This is a genomic window from Colwellia sp. SU-HH00943, from assembly GCF_057546125.1.
On sequence record NZ_BAAJLW010000001.1, the window covers coordinates 876,269 to 892,333 of the forward strand.

The window sequence follows — 16,065 nt, forward strand, 5'->3', positions numbered from 1 at the left end:
CATTGTCCTTTCTTCGTTTAGTCATACTATTGTTATGCATGATCACCAACTTCACCCATGCAACTGATATTGTTCGCTATGTCGAGTCTAAGCAACATCCCGATCCTAAACAAAGCTATTTTGTTGATTTATTAACGCTTATCTTAGAAGAAACTATTGAGCAATTTGGTCCTTATCAGTTACAACCTGTCAACGTTGAAATGGCGCAGGGCAGAACATCAATGATGTTACAGCATGGTAGTTATGTTGATTTAACCTGGCGCATGACATCACAAGAATCTGAAAAGAAGTTACAAGCAATCTATTTTCCTATTTTAAAAGGGCTTATGGGTTATAGAATATTCATCATTCGTAAAAATGAACAAAACAAATTTAGCACTTCAACTTCATTAGATTATTTAAAATCAATCAGTTTGGGGCAAGGACGTAACTGGCCGGACTCGACAATACTCAAAAGCAATGGCTTTAACGTTATAGGAGGAAATGATATTTATCTTATAGAGATGTTGAAGAAAAAACGCTTTGATTATTTTCCCAGAGCATTACACGAGCCTTGGCATGAAATACTCAATGAGCCTGAATTAACCGTTGAGAAACATCTAATGCTTAAATACCCAGCTCCTATATTCTTTTTCGTCAAAAAGGAAAATATACGTTTAAGAAAAAGATTAGAGCTTGGTTTAACCAAATTACTGGCATCAGGAGAATTCGAAAAATTCTTTAATAGCCATGCAATCACTTCGGGGATATTGACCAAAGCCAACGCAAGTCAAAGAAAGGTGTTTACCTTAGAAAATCCTTTACTTACAAAAGAAACAAGAAAGCTCTTATCTGATAAACATTGGTGGATAAAACTGTCGCAATAAATGTTATTGAAGCAATGCCGCGGCACTGGCAAACACTGTCATCACTAGCACTAATATTTTTAACGTTGTTGCTTTCACTTCAATAGCAAATTTAACAGCAACTTGAGCACCAAAAATACTACCCACAGCCAATAATAATCCTGGCAGCCATGCTACTTGATCTCTAAAAACAAACACCAAAAGCGCGATACTGGTAAAAATAAGTGTAGCTACAACCTTCATTGCATTAGCGCGTAATAAATCATAATTTAATACACCAACGAAAGTGGCAATTAATACAAAGCCAACGCCGGCTTGTACAAAGCCACCATAAAACCCTGCGGCAAAGGTGGTTAAAAGCGTTAGTTTATTTTCATAACAACTTTTTACTGGCGTGTGTTCTTCTTTTTGAGTATCACTTTTAAGCACAACCCATAAAGATATAGCGACCATTGTCCCCAATAATAAAGGTTTCAATAACTCCACATCTAAATATGATGCAGTAACGGCACCAACCAAACCACCAACTAGAAGCGGAAAAAAACTATCTTTAACTGAAGTAACTTCAATTTTATCGTGCTGATAAAAAGCGCGGGTTGCAGTGATAGACTGTAACAACACACTTACTCGGTTTGTTGCATTAGCAATATCTGCTGGTAATCCATACATCATTAACGCTGGCAGTGATAGATTTGAACCACCACCAGCTAAAGTGTTCACAACGCCCGCTATCAAGCCAATGATTATCAAAACAATGGCTTGGGATACATCAATTGCATTAAACACAGAAACTCACTTTAATTCATTTAAAAACATTAATAACCTATAAGCGAGATAACTTGCTTGTATGTATCGCTAACGTATCGTGCAAGGTTGCAATTGCTTATACAGGTTTCACCAACATGGTGGTGCCCATTACACCCACTATAGTACATTGACTATCAGCACTTATGAGCTCAACGTCACAGTCTTGAGCAAGTCTCGCCTGCCAATTAATACCTGAATAACGAAGACTCCCTGACGTCGCAGTAACTTCTTCAACGATTGGGACGATTAAACCGATCATATCACTTGAATCGTCGGTCTTATTTGCTGGATTTTGAATTTGCTTTAAAGGCTTCCAAAGTAATGCTGCTATAACGGCACTACATAAGCCAACAACAAGTATTTCTATTTGCCAACCATCAATAATTCCAACGTTAACGAGAATACCTGTGATAATACTCGCTAGCGCAAAAAATAACAGTGGCCCACTTAAGCCCATTATGCCTAATTCAATCACTAAACTTAACCCTGCAATGGCATACCAAATTAGGTGGTGGTTATCTAAAAAAGTTTGCATTATTTTCCTTAAAACTTCATTGAAACGCTGTTTAATTCACACTAGATCTTCATTACAGTTTTAAACTGCTTGAAACCGCAATAGCTTGTGCAACTGTGTTAGCAATGTTGTCACCTGTTTTACCATCTGTGAGGACAACAGTACTTTCATTTGCAATAGCTTGGTGAGCATTTATAGCATCTTGTGCTAAGGTCAACGTAACCGCGGCTTGTCCTTGTTCTGTATTTGCAGCACTACCTACTACTTCTAATGCATTGGCATCCGCGTCTGCTACTAAACGTATCGCCTCAGCTTTACCCGTAGCCTCTAATATTTGTGACTCCTTAGTCGCTTCTGCCGCTAAAACTTGCTCAGCTTTCGCAGCTTCTGCATCTAAAACTCGAGCACGCTTTTGCCCTTCAGCTTCCGTAATAGCCGCAGTTTTCACCCCTTCTGCCGTTAAAATAACTGAGCGTTTTTCTCGCTCGGCGGTCATTTGTTTTTCCATATCCTCACGGATACTTTGAGGTGGTGTTATATCTCTAATTTCATAACGAGTAACCATTACCCCCCAAGGTGCAGTTGCCTCTGCCATTGCAGATAATATCTGTGCATTTATCGTATCTCGGTTTTGAAAACATTCATCTAGCTCCATAGAGCCAATGGCGTTACGCATTGTGGTCATGGCTAATTGTGTCACCGACATTTTGTAATCAGTGATATTATTGGTGGCAGCAGCGGCATCTGTGACTTTCATAAATAATATGCCATCAATTTCAAGGCTGATATTATCTTTGGTGATTGCTAATTGTGAAATAATATCTAACGATTGTTCTTTTAAATTACGATCAGCAGCAACAGACTGTACGAAAGGAATGATAAAGTTTAAACCTGCAGATAACGTTTTACTGTATTTACCTAATGTGTAAATTACGTAACCTCTATTTTGTGGCACAAAGTAAATGCCTTTTTTTAGGGTGTACAAGATAACGATGGTGATCCAAAGCGATGGGCTTGAGATAAGTTCTTCCAGTATTGGCATAGTGATTATTCCTTATTTAAATTATTTTCCTTATAGGTGATTCAAATTAAAGGGGTCATGGACGTAAAGCAAGTTTTTTCTCATTACGGAAAATATTAATGCCTAGCTTTTACTTGCTTAATATATACTGTTTTTAAGACAAATTAGGAAATAAAGCTGATGAATATTTCACAAAAAATACTTTTGATTGGCATAAGTTTTTTTAGCTTAGTAAGCGCTCATGCAAAGCACTCCATTGTTATGCATGAAGATAAAACTCATTATAAAACGCAGCTAGTATGGCCAGATATTAATATTCCTTGGGGTATGGTTCAGCTTCCTGATGGCCGTATGTTGGCAACAGAGCGATCAGGTACTTTGTGGTTACTCTCTGACAAAAAAACAGCTATTAAAATCACAAACTTGCCTGATATTCATGCCAACCGACAAGGTGGCTTGCTTGATATTGCATTACATCCAGAGTTCTCAAATAACAGGCTGCTATTCTTAACCTTTTCAAGTAAAGAGGGCAAAGGCTCTGGCAGTAACACAGCATTAATGCGCGCTGAATTAGACCTCAAAAACCTGCAACTCATTAATAAACAAATTCTCTATAAAGGGGAGAAGAACACCTCAAAAGGTAGCCATTACGGTAGTAGAATTGCTATTTCTGGTAATTATATTTATTTTTCCATTGGCGATCGTGGTAATCGTAACCGAAACCCACAAGACGTTAGTGTCGATGGCGGCAAAATTTATCGCTTACATCTTGATGGTACTTTCCCTAAAAGTAACCCCTTTTACCATGATGGCACTGCGAAAAAGGCGATATATTCATACGGACATCGAAACCCTCAAGGGCTAATTGCTTTAGAAAATGGACAAATATGGTCACATGAACATGGGCCACAAGGGGGTGATGAAGTTAATCTAATTGAGTCAGGTAAAAACTATGGCTGGCCTATTATCAGTTATGGCGTCAATTATGGTGGTAGTATATTGACCGAATTCACAGAAAAACCCGGAATGGAGCAACCTAAATTATATTGGGATCCCTCCATAGCTCCCTCAGGCATGGCCTATATCACTAGTGACAAATATCCACAGTGGCAAGGTAAAATATTGCTTGGTTCAATGAAGTTTACCCATGTTGTTGCTCTCGAACTTTATCATGAAGATGTGACCAAACAAACAAAGCTGTTAGCCGATGTTGGCGGTAGAGTCAGAAATGTTTTTCAAGGGCGAGATGGTTACATCTACCTTGGTATTGATGGTATTGGTATTTTACGCATATTACCCTAAGCCAAAACCAACAACACTAAACACAATTTAGCATCATTAAATTGTGTTTAGTCGTTAGTGTTAATTAGTCAATATAAGTACAGCAGTAATCAATAATAGTTTTCGCTTTGATATCAAAGGCGCTATTAGCTGCAACTTTAAAAGATTGGCCACCGACAATAGTTTGCCACTGGGTTTCACCAGCTAATAGTATTTCACACTCACCTGTAGTAATTTCCATTAACTCAGCGTGTGTAGTGCCAAAGTGATATTCACCTGCTTGCATAATACCCAATGTTTTGAAGCTGCCATCAGCAAAAGTAATAGTGCGACTAGTCACTTTACCATCAAAGTATACATTCGCGGCTCTGTTAATATTTACATTTTTAAAATCAGACATTTATAATTTCCTTCTAACAGTAGTAAACACCTATTTTAGGCAATAAAAAACGGCATTGAAGAATATTCGAATACCGTTTTATTTACTCAAACAAAAAGATTAAGATGCGCTAGCAATCTTCTTCATGTCTGTCATGTAGCCACGAAGCTCTTTACCTATGGTTTCAACACCATGGCTACGAATCGCTTCATTTACTTCAATTAAACGCGCGTTATCAACGTTAGTTGAGGCATTTTGTAAACCTTCACCTAATTGCTCTAATGATAAGTTTGAAGCATATTCTTCTAAAAGAGGAACGGCTGCGTGAGTGAATAAGTAGTTACCGTACTCAGCAGTATCTGAAATTACAACGTTCATTTCGTATAATTTGTTACGTGCAATACAGTTAGCAATTAACGGTGTTTCATGAAGTGACTCATAGTAAGCTGACTCTTCGATGATACCTGAATCAACCATAGCTTCAAATGCTAATTCAACACCAGCTTTGATCATAGCAACAACAAAGATACCTTTATCGTAGTACTCTTGTTCAGTGATTTCAGTGTCACAGTCTGGTGCTTTCTCGAAAGAAGTTTCAGCTGTTTCTGCACGCCACTTAAGTAAGTTTGCGTCATCATTTTTCCAGTCTTCCATCATAGTTGCAGAGAAACGACCTTCAATGATGTCATCCATATGCTTTTGGAATAAAGGACGTAAAATCTCTTTCAACTCAACAGACATATCATATGCTTTGATTTTTGCAGGGTTAGATAAACGATCCATCATGTTGGTAATACCACCATGCTTCAAACCTTCCGTTGTCGTTTCTAAACCGTATTGTAATAACTTACGTGCATAACCTGCATCAATACCTTGTGCCACTAGGCGCTTGTGACCTAATACCGCAGCAGTTTGTAACATACCACAAAGGATAGTTTGCTCACCCATAAGGTCAGACTTAACTTCAGCAATGAATGATGACTCAAGAACACCTGCTCTGTCACCACCAGTAGCACTTGCATACGCTTTAGCAATGGCTAAGCCGTTACCTTGTGGATCATTTTCTGGATGAACAGCGATAAGAGTCGGAACACCAAAACCACGCTTGTATTCTTCACGTACTTCAGTTCCAGGACACTTAGGTGCAACCATAACAACCGTGATATCTTCACGAATTTGCATGCCTTCTTCAACAATGTTGAAACCATGAGAATACGCTAATGTTGAACCTTGCTTCATGTGAGGCATTACTGCAGTAACAGCTGAAGTATGTTGCTTATCTGGTGTTAAGTTTAATACTAAATCAGCTTGTGGAATTAATTCTTCATAAGTACCAACAGTAAAACCATTTTCTGTAGCCCACTGCCATGATTGACGTTTAGAGCTGATAGCTGCTTCACGTAAAGCGTAAGAAATGTTTAAGCCAGAATCGCGCATGTTTAAACCTTGGTTTAAACCTTGTGCACCACAACCAACGATAACAATGTTCCAGTCTTTGATGAAGTTACAGCCATCGCTGAATTCTTCACGCTTCATAAAACGACATTTGCCTAATTGGCCAAGCTTCTCACGTAAGCTTAGAGTATTAAAATAATTGCTCATGTTCTTTCCTACTTTAATTTGGGTAAATAACGAAAGGTTAAATATGTCAGTCATTCTGACGATGGCAGCATAATAACCTAGCCATAACGTTGCAAAAAGTGATATATTCGCATCACTACATTGCATTTTTTGCAACAAATTGAGTTTAGCATGATGCTAATCATGCTATTTTTTCATTAACTACAGCACTTCGATGACAATATGGATCAAAAATCATTAAAGATGTTTGTACATCTTAGTCAAACATTACATTTTGGTAAAACCGCGCAAGCATTTCACATGAGCCCGTCTACCTTAAGTCGAGCTATTCAGCGAATTGAGCAAAGTGTCGGTTCTGAATTATTATTGCGCGATAACCGTAGTGTGATACTGACTGAAGCGGGTAAGAAATTTCAGCACTATGCACAACAACAAGTTGAACAGTGGCAACTATTTAAAAATTCCCTAGACGAAAACCAGCAAGTACTTACAGGTAAATTAAGCATATATTGCTCGGTAACTGCCGCCTATAGTCATTTACCTCCTTTGTTAGAACGGTTTCGCCAGCAACACCCTTTAGTTGAAATAATGCTTACCACAGGTGATGCCAGTGACGCCTTAGAGCAAGTACAAAACAAATCGGTAGATTTTGCCATAGCAGCAAACCCTGAAAGCTTACCTCGCAGTGTTTACTTTCAACACTTAGCGACCATCCCCCTTGCAGTTATAGCGCCTACCATGTCGTGTAAAGTGCAACAGCAACTACAAACAGAAGTGTTAAGCTGGGCTGAAATTCCAATCATTTTGCCTGAGCATGGTCCAGCGCGAAAACGTTTTGAGCTTTGGTACCGAAAAAAACAGCAAGGTAAACCAAATATTTATGCCACCGTTTCAGGTCACGAAGCACTAGTTAGTATGGTTGCTTTAGGGTGTGGTGTCGGCATAGTTCCACAAGTGGTGGTAGAAAATAGTCCAGTAAAAGATCGTGTCCAGTACTTAGCCGACGTTGGTGAAATTGCACCATTTGAATTAGGCGTATGTTGTTTAAATCAAAATAAAAGCCAGCCATTAATCAAAGCATTTTTTGACGCTATCGATGAATAACAAACTGACAGTCTACACAGCGACCGCTTGTGTTAAGTGACGAAGTAATCTATCCATAGCGCGATATGACAAAGCTTCAACAAGGTGTTGATGATCAATAAACTCTTCCCCTTCCATATCTGCTAATGTGCGAGCTATTTTCAAAATCTTGTGATGGGCACGCGTCGACAAACCTAGTTTCTCTACTGCCAGTTCTAAGAACTCATTATCATCAACTGATAATCGACAATAATTTTTCAACTCACTCGTGCCAAGGTGAGCATTAGCTTTTCCTTGTCGTTGTAATTGCTTCGCTCGACACAGCTGCACACGTTGTTGCACTTGTTCACTCGTTTCATTGCTTTGTGTATCAGCCGCCCATGTACCTCGTGGCAACCTTGCCACTTCAATTTGAATATCAATACGATCAAGAAAAGGCCCAGATAAACGATTTAGGTAGCGCAATACTTGCTCAGGCGTACTGCGATTATCATTGTAAAACCCTGTAGGACTAGGATTCATCGCAGCAATGAGTTGAAAGCGCGCGGGAAAACTTTGTTTGTGCATAGCACGAGAAATAGTGACCTCACCTGATTCCATCGGCTCTCTTAGCACATCCAGTACTTTGCGCTCAAACTCAGGCAGCTCATCCAAAAACAATACACCATTATGCGCTAGCGAGACTTCACCTGGCTTAGGTTGACTGCCGCCCCCCACCAAAGCAGCTGATGAAGCAGTGTGATGTGGCGCCCTAAAGGGTCGTGTTAACCATGATTTTGCATTAATATTTTGGTTGCTAATTGACTGAATGGCTGCAACATCTAAGGCTTCAGTTTCTGTCATTTGCGGTAAAATTCCCGCTAACCGACTCGCTAGCATAGTTTTTCCAGTTCCCGGCGGGCCAATAAGTAAAAGGTTATGATTGCCACTGGCAGCAATTTCCAAGGCGCGCTTTGCCAGTGGCTGACCAATCACATCACTAATATCGAGCCCGTTAACTTCAAACACCTGCTCTACTGCTTTTTCAGCGACCAAAGGCAACAGTGTTTGCCTAGCAAAATGCGGGTAAAGCTGACTTAAATGCTCAATAGCATGAATATTAGCTTGCTTCACCCAACTGGCTTGTTCACTATTTTGCGCTGGAATAACAAGGGTTCTCTGACTTTGGCTACAAGCCATTGTCATCGGTATTTCCCCAATAATACCCCTAAGCTCTCCCGATAAAGCGAGCTCTCCCGCAAACTCATATTGTGCCAAATCTACTTGAGGTAGCTGCTCTGAAGCGGCTAAGATGCCAACGGCAATGGGTAAGTCAAAACGTCCACCCTCTTTGGGCAAATCAGCAGGCGCTAAATTTATCGTGATGCGTTTTGCAGGAAATTCATAGCCACAATTGAGTATTGCACTACGAACGCGATCTTTCGACTCTTTAACAGAAGCTTCAGGCAAGCCAACAATATGAAAGGCGGGTAGACCATTAGCAAGGTGAACTTCCACCGTTACAAGCGGAGACTCTAAACCAACACGAGCACGACTAAAAACACAGGCAAGCGACATAATAATTCCATTTATTTGATTCCTATGTCCAGTGTAGGAAAAGATCTTTTATTATTCGAATTTTAAACTTAAAAAATATCCCATCGCCCAACCGTTATAACTTTTACTTTTTAGTAGTAAGCAAAAAACTCTAAATAAAAGCTTGCTCAATATATAGATGCCGTGATACTAATTAAAAAAAGGGGCTAATATTGACCATAAAATACTAATAACTAAAACAGTCAACATCAGTCAGAATAAATTTTAGAAAATGATACAAACAACAATGCAACGCTTTAACTCAATTATTATTAACATTCTCGTCGTCGTGGTTATTAAGTCACCTCGAGGGTTTTCGTTGAGCTAAAGAAAAGCAAACAGAAATACAAACCCTCGCTTCGAAAGAACCGAGGGTTTTGTTTTTTCTAAAGCGAGTTTTAAAAAAGCCAAACAACACAACTATTTTGGAATTATCATGACTGACAACAAGCCGTTAACGGGCGGCGGATTATTATTTAAAGTACTTGAACAACATGGCGTTAAACATGTTTTTGGATACCCGGGCGGTGCAATCATGCCTATTTATGATGCGCTGGTAGAGAGCAATATTCAGCACTTCCTTTGCCGACATGAACAAGGTGCTTCATTCTCTGCAGTTGGGTATGCACGTGCAGTTGGTCAAGTGGGGGTTTGTATGGCCACTTCTGGCCCAGGTGCCACCAACCTGATTACAGGCCTTGCTGATGCGTTAGCAGATTCTATTCCTGTTGTTGCAATCACAGGTCAAGTTCCAACGGCTGCTATGGGTAGTGATGCTTTCCAAGAAGTTGATATTTTTGGTTTATCTCTCGCTTGTACTAAGCACTCGTTCCAAGTGAGTCATGTTGATGAATTAGAAAAAGTTTTACATCAAGCCTTTGAAATTGCACTAGAAGGTCGTCAAGGCCCTGTGCTAGTTGATATTCCAAAAGATGTACAAATAGCCGCTGTTGAACAAACGTTTAAAGCTGCACCGCCACTGAAGAATAAAGTAAAATTACCACTTGCTGACATTAGCAAAGCCATTGAGTTAATTACTCATGCTAAACGACCTATTCTTTATGTAGGTGGTGGTGTTGGCATGGCAAATGCCATCGATGAAGTAAGAGCGTTTGCACGTGAAACAGGTATGCCATCTGTATCAACACTTAAAGGTTTAGGTGCATTAGATACAACGGATGAAAACTATTTAGGTATGCTAGGTATGCACGGCACTAAAGCCGCGAATTTAGCCGTTCACGATTGTGACTTGTTAATTGCTGTTGGTGCGCGTTTTGATGATAGAGTGACAGGCAAACTCGATCAGTTTGCCCCTGAAGCTAAGGTTATTCATTTTGATATTGATACCGCTGAAATTAATAAGCGCAGAAAGGCAGACGCTCCAATTTTAGGTGATTTAAAAGAGAACTTACCTTTACTGACAATGTCTTTAAACATTGAACAATGGCAAACAAAAATTCAACAAATGAAAGCTGATTGGGCATGGCGTTATGATCACCCAGGTGAAAATATATATGCGCCTGCTGTGCTAAAAGAAGTCAGTGATTTAATGCCAAAAAATACTTGTGTTACGACTGATGTTGGTCAGCACCAAATGTGGGCTGCACAACATATGTCTTTTGATGATCCTAGTAACTTTTTAACCAGTGGTAGTATGGGTACTATGGGCTTTGGTTTGCCTGCTGCAATTGGCGCCCAAATTAGTCGCCCTCATGATACGGTAATTACTGTCTCAGGTGACGGCTCTATCATGATGAATGTACAAGAGTTAGCGACCATCAAACGTTATCAAATTCCTGTCAAAGTATTACTAATTGATAATGCAAAATTGGGCATGGTTCGCCAATGGCAAGATTTATTTTTTGAAGGCCGTTTGAGCGAGACTGATTTAGCAGATAATCCAGATTTTTGTATGTTAGCTGAGTCATTCGATATTAAATCCAAACAAATCACTAAAAAGAGTGAAGTAACTGAGGCGATTAACGAAATGCTTGATCACAAAGGTCCTTACTTCTTACAAGTGAAAATTGATGCCAAAGACAATGTTTGGCCATTAGTTCCACCTAATAGCGCCAACAATGAAATGATGGAGAGTGCATAGTATGAATAATTACACATTAATCATCATGGCTGATGACAAACAAGTGGTACTTGAAAGAATTTTACAAGTCACTCGATATCGTGGTTTTTTGATCAACGGCATAACAGCAAAAGTAAATACCGGTAATAATATTGCCACTATAGAACTATTTGTTAGCAGTAATCGCGCTATTTCACTTTTAATTGACCAAATCAATAAACTGGTCGACATCAAGAGTGTCAAGGTAGACAATAGCGTATCACAGCAGCCTAGTGCTAAAGAGTGTAGTGCATAGTTACCATTAACCCATTACACAAAAAACAGATTTAATTATTCCGTCTTCGACTATTATTTTAAAAGATGTCAGACGGCAGCAACAAATTTAGGAAAAGAAAATGGCAAAAGTAAATGCAGATTTAATTTGGTTCAACGGAGAACTCATGCCGTGGAAAAATGCCACCGTTCATGTAATGAGTCACGCGCTTCACTACGGCTCTTCAGTTTTTGAAGGCATCCGAGCATACGAAACTCACAAAGGTACTTGTATTTTTCGTCTTGAAGAACATATTGAGCGCCTCTTTAATTCAGCAAAAATTTATCGTATGAATATTCCTTATAGCCAAGAGGAAATTATTCAAGCATGTAAAGACTCTGTTATGAAGAACAATTTAAAATCCGCTTATTTACGCCCTTTATTCTTCTTAGGTGATATCGGTATGGGTCTTCGTCCACCAACAGATGCCGTTGCAGATGCAATGATAGCCTCGTTTAGTTGGGAAGCTTATTTAGGTGCTGACGCAATTGAAAATGGTGTAGACGTAGGTGTTTCAAGTTGGAACCGTTTAGCGCCGAACACTATGCCTACTGCAGCAAAAGCGGGCGGTAATTATTTGTCATCACAATTAATTTCAACGGAAGCAGCTCGCCATGGCTACACAGAGGGTATTGCTTTAGACGTGAATAACATGGTTAGTGAAGGTGCTGGACAGAACTTATTCTTAGTGCGCAACAACATTATTTATACGCCACCTAGCACCGCATCTATTTTAACGGGCTTAACACGTGATGTAGTTATGACCTTAGCCAAAGATTTAGGTTATGAAGTACGTGAAGAACCTATTGCTCGTGATGCTCTTTATGTTGCGGATGAATTCTTCATGACAGGTACTGCTACTGAAATTGTACCGGTAAAAACTGTTGATGCATTACCAGTTGGTACAGGCACTCGAGGGCCTGTGACAAAAGCACTACAAGAAGCTTTCTTCGGCATTTTTGATGGTAGCACAGAAGATAAATGGGGTTGGTTAGAGCCGGTTGAATAACCACCAAAAAACTACCTCAGCTCAAAGTTCTTCAACCAATAGTAACTTAGGCTATAAAAAATACAGGTGAATAATAACGCGATTATTATTCACCTTTTAATATCACTCAATAGGTAAATCGGAAAATATCATCATGGCAAAACTACGTTCAGCAACCTCTACTCAAGGCCGTAATATGGCCGGTGCTCGTGCCTTATGGCGCGCAACAGGCATGACAGATGGCGACTTCGGCAAACCAATCGTTGCGGTTGTAAATTCCTTTACTCAATTTGTACCAGGACATGTTCATTTAAAAGACATGGGACAATTAGTAGCCGGGGCGATTGAAGAAGCTGGCGGCGTGGCTAAAGAATTTAATACCATTGCCGTAGATGATGGTATTGCGATGGGTCACTCAGGCATGCTTTACAGCTTACCTTCACGTGACTTAATTGCCGATTCTGTTGAGTATATGGTAAATGCTCACTGCGCAGATGCCATGGTATGTATTTCTAACTGTGACAAAATCACTCCGGGCATGTTAATGGCAGCAATGCGCTTAAACATTCCTGTTATTTTTGTCTCTGGTGGACCAATGGAAGCGGGTAAAACTAAGCTTTCCGACCAAATCATCAAGCTTGATTTAGTAGACGCCATGATCCAAGGTGCTGATCCAACAGTATCTGATGAACAAAGTGATCAAGTTGAACGCTCTGCATGTCCTACTTGTGGTTCATGTTCAGGTATGTTCACTGCTAACTCAATGAACTGTTTAGCTGAAGCATTAGGTTTAGCCTTACCGGGTAACGGCTCTATGTTAGCAACACATGCTGACCGCGAAGCGTTATTTTTAAAAGCAGGTAAGCAAATTGTTGAACTAACGAAACGTTACTACCAAGACGATGACGAAAGTGCATTACCACGTAACATTGCTAACCGCGATGCTATGCACAATGCCATGTGTTTAGACATTGCTATGGGTGGTTCAACCAACACCATTTTACATTTATTAGCCGTTGCTCAAGAAGCAGGTATTGATTACACCATGACTGACATGGATAAATTATCTCGCGAAGTACCTCAGCTTTGTAAAGTAGCACCGTCAACCCAGAAATATCACATGGAAGATGTACACCGCGCCGGTGGTGTTATCGGTATTTTAGGAGAATTAGCCCGAGCTAATTTATTAAAAACTGACGTCACCAATATTTTAGGGACGAGTCTGACCGAGCATTTAGCGAAATACGATATAACCGTGACAGAAGACGAGGACGTGAAAAAATTCTACCGCGCAGGCCCTGCTGGTATTCGCACTACCAAAGCGTTCAGCCAAGATTGTCGTTGGGATACCTTAGATGATGACCGCAGTGAAGGTTGTATTCGTTCACTTGAGAATGCTTTCTCTACTGAAGGTGGTTTAGCGGTATTAACAGGTAATATTGCTGCCGACGGTTGCGTAGTTAAAACAGCCGGTGTTAGTGATGACAACTTAACATTCACCGGCCCAGCACATATTTTTGAAAGCCAAGACGATGCCGTTGAAGGTATTTTAGCGGGTAAAGTAGTTGCAGGTGAAGTTGTGGTCATTCGCTACGAAGGCCCTAAAGGTGGTCCAGGTATGCAAGAAATGTTATACCCAACGACTTACTTAAAATCGATGGGCTTAGGTAAAGCCTGTGCGTTATTAACTGACGGTCGTTTCTCCGGTGGTACTTCAGGTTTATCTATTGGTCATGTATCACCAGAAGCTGCTAGCGGTGGTGTAATCGGTCTAGTAGAACAAGGGGATATTATCGAAATTGATATTCCAAGTCGTAGCATTAAATTAGCCATTAGTGATGAAGAGTTAGCTACTCGCCGTAGTGCCATGAATGCTAAGGGTAAAAACGCATGGCAACCAAAAGACAGAGTACGTCCAATCAGTTATGCCCTTAAAAACTATGCCTTGTTAGCAACTAGTGCTGATAAAGGTGCAGTGCGTAACCGTGATTTACTTGATGGATTAACTGACAAGTAATGACCAAGACCCAAAGCCAAGCGTTAATAGCCCAGCAGGCCGAGCAACTCGATTATTTAAGGCGCATATTACTTGCGCCTATATATGACACTGCCGTTGAAACTGAACTCACTCATTTAACCAAGCTATCCTCGCGACTAAATAATCAAATTTATTTAAAGCGTGAAGATCAACAGCCTGTGCACTCATTCAAATTGCGTGGCGCCTGTAATAAGTTAGCCAATTTAAGTGAAGCTGAATGTATTCACGGTGTGATTGCCGCTTCAGCGGGTAATCATGCTCAAGGTTTAGCATTAGCGGCTAATAAACTAGGTATTAAGGCCACAATTGTCATGCCTAAAACTACACCTGATATTAAAGTGGATAATGTTAGGCGTTTTGGTGGTGAAGTGCGCTTAGTGGGTCACAGTTTCAACGAAGCACAAGCAGCCTCAATTGAGTACGCTAAAGCCGAAAACAAAACCTTAATTCATCCATTTGACGATGAAGATGTGATTGTTGGCCAAGGTACAGTGGCAAAGGAGTTACTACAGCAACAACCCAATGCTGATGTTGTCTTTGTGCCTGTTGGCGGTGGTGGCTTATTAGCCGGTATGGCGGTGTACTTAAAGCAATTAAGCCCGAACACCAAAGTAATTGGTGTAGAAGCGGAAGACTCTGCGTGTTTAAAGGCGGCATTATCCGCTGGTAAACCTGTTGATTTACAACAAGTGGGTTTATTTGCCGATGGCGTTGCCGTTAAACGTATTGGCGAGCAAACGTTCAATTTAATTCAACGATACTGTGATGATGTGATTACCGTTAGCACGGATGAAATTTGCGCCTCAATAAAGGATATTTTTGAACAAACCCGTGTTATTGCAGAGCCTGCAGGAGCGCTTTCTTTAGCTGGCTTGCAAAAATATTGCGCCATTGAACAAATCAATGACCAATCGCTAGTGGCAATATTATCTGGTGCCAACATGAATTTTCACAGTCTACGTTATGTGTCTGAGCGCTGTGAACTTGGTGAGAAAAAAGAAGCGGTACTTGCCGTCACAATTCCTGAAGAAAAAGGTAGCTTTAAGCGCTTTTGCCAAACTATCGGTAACCGTGCGGTGACTGAATTCAACTATAGATATACTGGCGAAGAAAGCGCTAATGTCTTTGTGGGTATACGCTTAGGCGGCAGTGTTGAAGAAAGAGAGCAGCTGCTTAATGAGTTAGCCTCAGCGAATTATCAAGCCATTGATTTCACCGATAATGAGCTCGCTAAATTACATGTAAGATATATGGTTGGCGGTAAAAACAGCCTTGATAAAAAACATGAGCGTATCTTCAGCTTTGAATTTCCAGAGCACCCAGGAGCATTAGAAAAGTTCCTTGATGCTATGGGTGAGCTATTTAATATCACCCTGTTTCATTATCGAAATCATGGCGCCGCATTTGGGCAAGTTTTAGCTGGCTTTGAAGTCAGTGATACTAAAGAAAATGAATTTTTTCAGCACCTTAATGCACTGGGTTATCAGTTTCAAGAAGCGACGGAAAACCTTGCTTACCAAGCATTTTTAAATTAATTTTTCGAGAGTTAAACTAACCGCC

Annotated in this window: 14 protein-coding genes; 8 read left to right on the top strand and 6 right to left on the bottom strand. The window is 40.2% G+C overall.

All coding sequences use genetic code 11. The features are described from left to right. Positions 1 to 38 precede the first annotated feature (38 nt). On the top strand, positions 39 to 866 hold the full coding sequence (locus tag AC27GZ_RS03795) for a hypothetical protein (protein WP_487093541.1): 828 nt from the start codon (positions 39 to 41) through the stop codon (positions 864 to 866). Between the two features lie 3 nt (positions 867 to 869). Here AC27GZ_RS03795 and AC27GZ_RS03800 read toward each other — a convergent pair whose 3' ends face one another. From AC27GZ_RS03800 to AC27GZ_RS03810, 3 genes are all read right to left on the bottom strand, one after another. After that, positions 870 to 1,631 (bottom strand): sulfite exporter TauE/SafE family protein, encoded by a 762-nt coding sequence (locus AC27GZ_RS03800; RefSeq protein ID WP_487093542.1) that lies wholly within the window; start codon positions 1,629 to 1,631, stop codon positions 870 to 872. A 97-nt stretch (positions 1,632 to 1,728) separates the two neighbouring features. Then, complete coding sequence (locus AC27GZ_RS03805; RefSeq protein WP_487093543.1) at positions 1,729 to 2,187, bottom strand: NfeD family protein; 459 nt, start codon at positions 2,185 to 2,187, stop codon at positions 1,729 to 1,731. A gap of 52 nt (positions 2,188 to 2,239) precedes the next feature. Further along, positions 2,240 to 3,208, bottom strand: coding sequence for an SPFH domain-containing protein (locus tag AC27GZ_RS03810; RefSeq protein WP_487093544.1), 969 nt, complete (start codon positions 3,206 to 3,208; stop codon positions 2,240 to 2,242). A 159-nt stretch (positions 3,209 to 3,367) separates the two neighbouring features. Here AC27GZ_RS03810 and AC27GZ_RS03815 point away from each other — a divergent pair, with 159 nt between their 5' ends. Beyond that, positions 3,368 to 4,489: a PQQ-dependent sugar dehydrogenase gene (locus tag AC27GZ_RS03815; RefSeq protein ID WP_487093545.1), complete on the top strand. Its 1,122-nt coding sequence runs from the start codon at positions 3,368 to 3,370 to the stop codon at positions 4,487 to 4,489. Between the two features lie 64 nt (positions 4,490 to 4,553). Here AC27GZ_RS03815 and ppnP read toward each other — a convergent pair whose 3' ends face one another. Both ppnP and ilvC read right to left on the bottom strand, forming a co-directional pair. Next, the gene (gene ppnP, locus AC27GZ_RS03820; protein ID WP_487093546.1) at positions 4,554 to 4,868 is read right to left on the bottom strand and encodes a pyrimidine/purine nucleoside phosphorylase; all 315 of its coding nucleotides are present in this window, start codon (positions 4,866 to 4,868) and stop codon (positions 4,554 to 4,556) included. 99 nt (positions 4,869 to 4,967) lie between these two features. Further along, positions 4,968 to 6,449 (bottom strand): ketol-acid reductoisomerase, encoded by a 1,482-nt coding sequence (gene ilvC, locus AC27GZ_RS03825; protein WP_487093547.1) that lies wholly within the window; start codon positions 6,447 to 6,449, stop codon positions 4,968 to 4,970. A 201-nt stretch (positions 6,450 to 6,650) separates the two neighbouring features. Between ilvC and ilvY the strand changes: the two genes are divergently transcribed. Then, positions 6,651 to 7,532, top strand: coding sequence for an HTH-type transcriptional activator IlvY (gene ilvY / locus AC27GZ_RS03830; RefSeq protein WP_487093548.1), 882 nt, complete (start codon positions 6,651 to 6,653; stop codon positions 7,530 to 7,532). Between the two features lie 12 nt (positions 7,533 to 7,544). Here the strand turns inward: ilvY and AC27GZ_RS03835 are convergent, their stop codons facing one another. Further along, a complete protein-coding gene (locus AC27GZ_RS03835; protein ID WP_487093549.1) occupies positions 7,545 to 9,068 on the bottom strand; it encodes a YifB family Mg chelatase-like AAA ATPase in 1,524 nt (507 codons plus the stop codon). Between the two features lie 454 nt (positions 9,069 to 9,522). Here AC27GZ_RS03835 and ilvG point away from each other — a divergent pair, with 454 nt between their 5' ends. The 5 genes from ilvG (at position 9,523) to ilvA (ending at position 16,040) form a co-directional block, all read left to right on the top strand. Beyond that, a complete protein-coding gene (gene ilvG / locus AC27GZ_RS03840) occupies positions 9,523 to 11,187 on the top strand; it encodes an acetolactate synthase 2 catalytic subunit (RefSeq protein WP_487093550.1) in 1,665 nt (554 codons plus the stop codon). 1 nt (position 11,188) lies between these two features. Continuing rightward, positions 11,189 to 11,461, top strand: coding sequence for an acetolactate synthase 2 small subunit (ilvM, locus tag AC27GZ_RS03845; protein ID WP_487093551.1), 273 nt, complete (start codon positions 11,189 to 11,191; stop codon positions 11,459 to 11,461). A 100-nt stretch (positions 11,462 to 11,561) separates the two neighbouring features. Further along, positions 11,562 to 12,488, top strand: a complete 927-nt coding sequence (locus tag AC27GZ_RS03850; RefSeq protein ID WP_487093552.1) for a branched-chain amino acid transaminase — start codon at positions 11,562 to 11,564, stop codon at positions 12,486 to 12,488. A 133-nt stretch (positions 12,489 to 12,621) separates the two neighbouring features. Then, a complete protein-coding gene (ilvD, locus tag AC27GZ_RS03855; RefSeq protein WP_487093553.1) occupies positions 12,622 to 14,484 on the top strand; it encodes a dihydroxy-acid dehydratase in 1,863 nt (620 codons plus the stop codon). After that, complete coding sequence (gene ilvA / locus AC27GZ_RS03860) at positions 14,484 to 16,040, top strand: threonine ammonia-lyase, biosynthetic (protein ID WP_487093554.1); 1,557 nt, start codon at positions 14,484 to 14,486, stop codon at positions 16,038 to 16,040. Before ilvD ends, ilvA begins: the two co-directional genes overlap by 1 nt. The last annotated feature ends 25 nt before the right edge of the window (positions 16,041 to 16,065 follow it).

Bases quoted from the DNA above. Each gene is read 5' to 3' on its own strand.
- ilvG (WP_487093550.1), top strand. From the start codon at position 9,523: ATGACTGACAACAAGCCGTTAACGGGCGGCGGATTATTATTTAAAGTA.
- AC27GZ_RS03815 (WP_487093545.1), top strand. From the start codon at position 3,368: ATGAATATTTCACAAAAAATACTTTTGATTGGCATAAGTTTTTTTAGC.
- AC27GZ_RS03810 (WP_487093544.1), bottom strand. From the start codon at position 3,208: ATGCCAATACTGGAAGAACTTATCTCAAGCCCATCGCTTTGGATCACC.
- ilvM (WP_487093551.1), top strand. From the start codon at position 11,189: ATGAATAATTACACATTAATCATCATGGCTGATGACAAACAAGTGGTA.
- ilvA (WP_487093554.1), top strand. From the start codon at position 14,484: ATGACCAAGACCCAAAGCCAAGCGTTAATAGCCCAGCAGGCCGAGCAA.
- ilvY (WP_487093548.1), top strand. From the start codon at position 6,651: ATGGATCAAAAATCATTAAAGATGTTTGTACATCTTAGTCAAACATTA.
- ppnP (WP_487093546.1), bottom strand. From the start codon at position 4,868: ATGTCTGATTTTAAAAATGTAAATATTAACAGAGCCGCGAATGTATAC.
- AC27GZ_RS03850 (WP_487093552.1), top strand. From the start codon at position 11,562: ATGGCAAAAGTAAATGCAGATTTAATTTGGTTCAACGGAGAACTCATG.
- ilvD (WP_487093553.1), top strand. From the start codon at position 12,622: ATGGCAAAACTACGTTCAGCAACCTCTACTCAAGGCCGTAATATGGCC.
- AC27GZ_RS03835 (WP_487093549.1), bottom strand. From the start codon at position 9,068: ATGTCGCTTGCCTGTGTTTTTAGTCGTGCTCGTGTTGGTTTAGAGTCT.
- AC27GZ_RS03795 (WP_487093541.1), top strand. From the start codon at position 39: ATGATCACCAACTTCACCCATGCAACTGATATTGTTCGCTATGTCGAG.
- AC27GZ_RS03805 (WP_487093543.1), bottom strand. From the start codon at position 2,187: ATGCAAACTTTTTTAGATAACCACCACCTAATTTGGTATGCCATTGCA.
- ilvC (WP_487093547.1), bottom strand. From the start codon at position 6,449: ATGAGCAATTATTTTAATACTCTAAGCTTACGTGAGAAGCTTGGCCAA.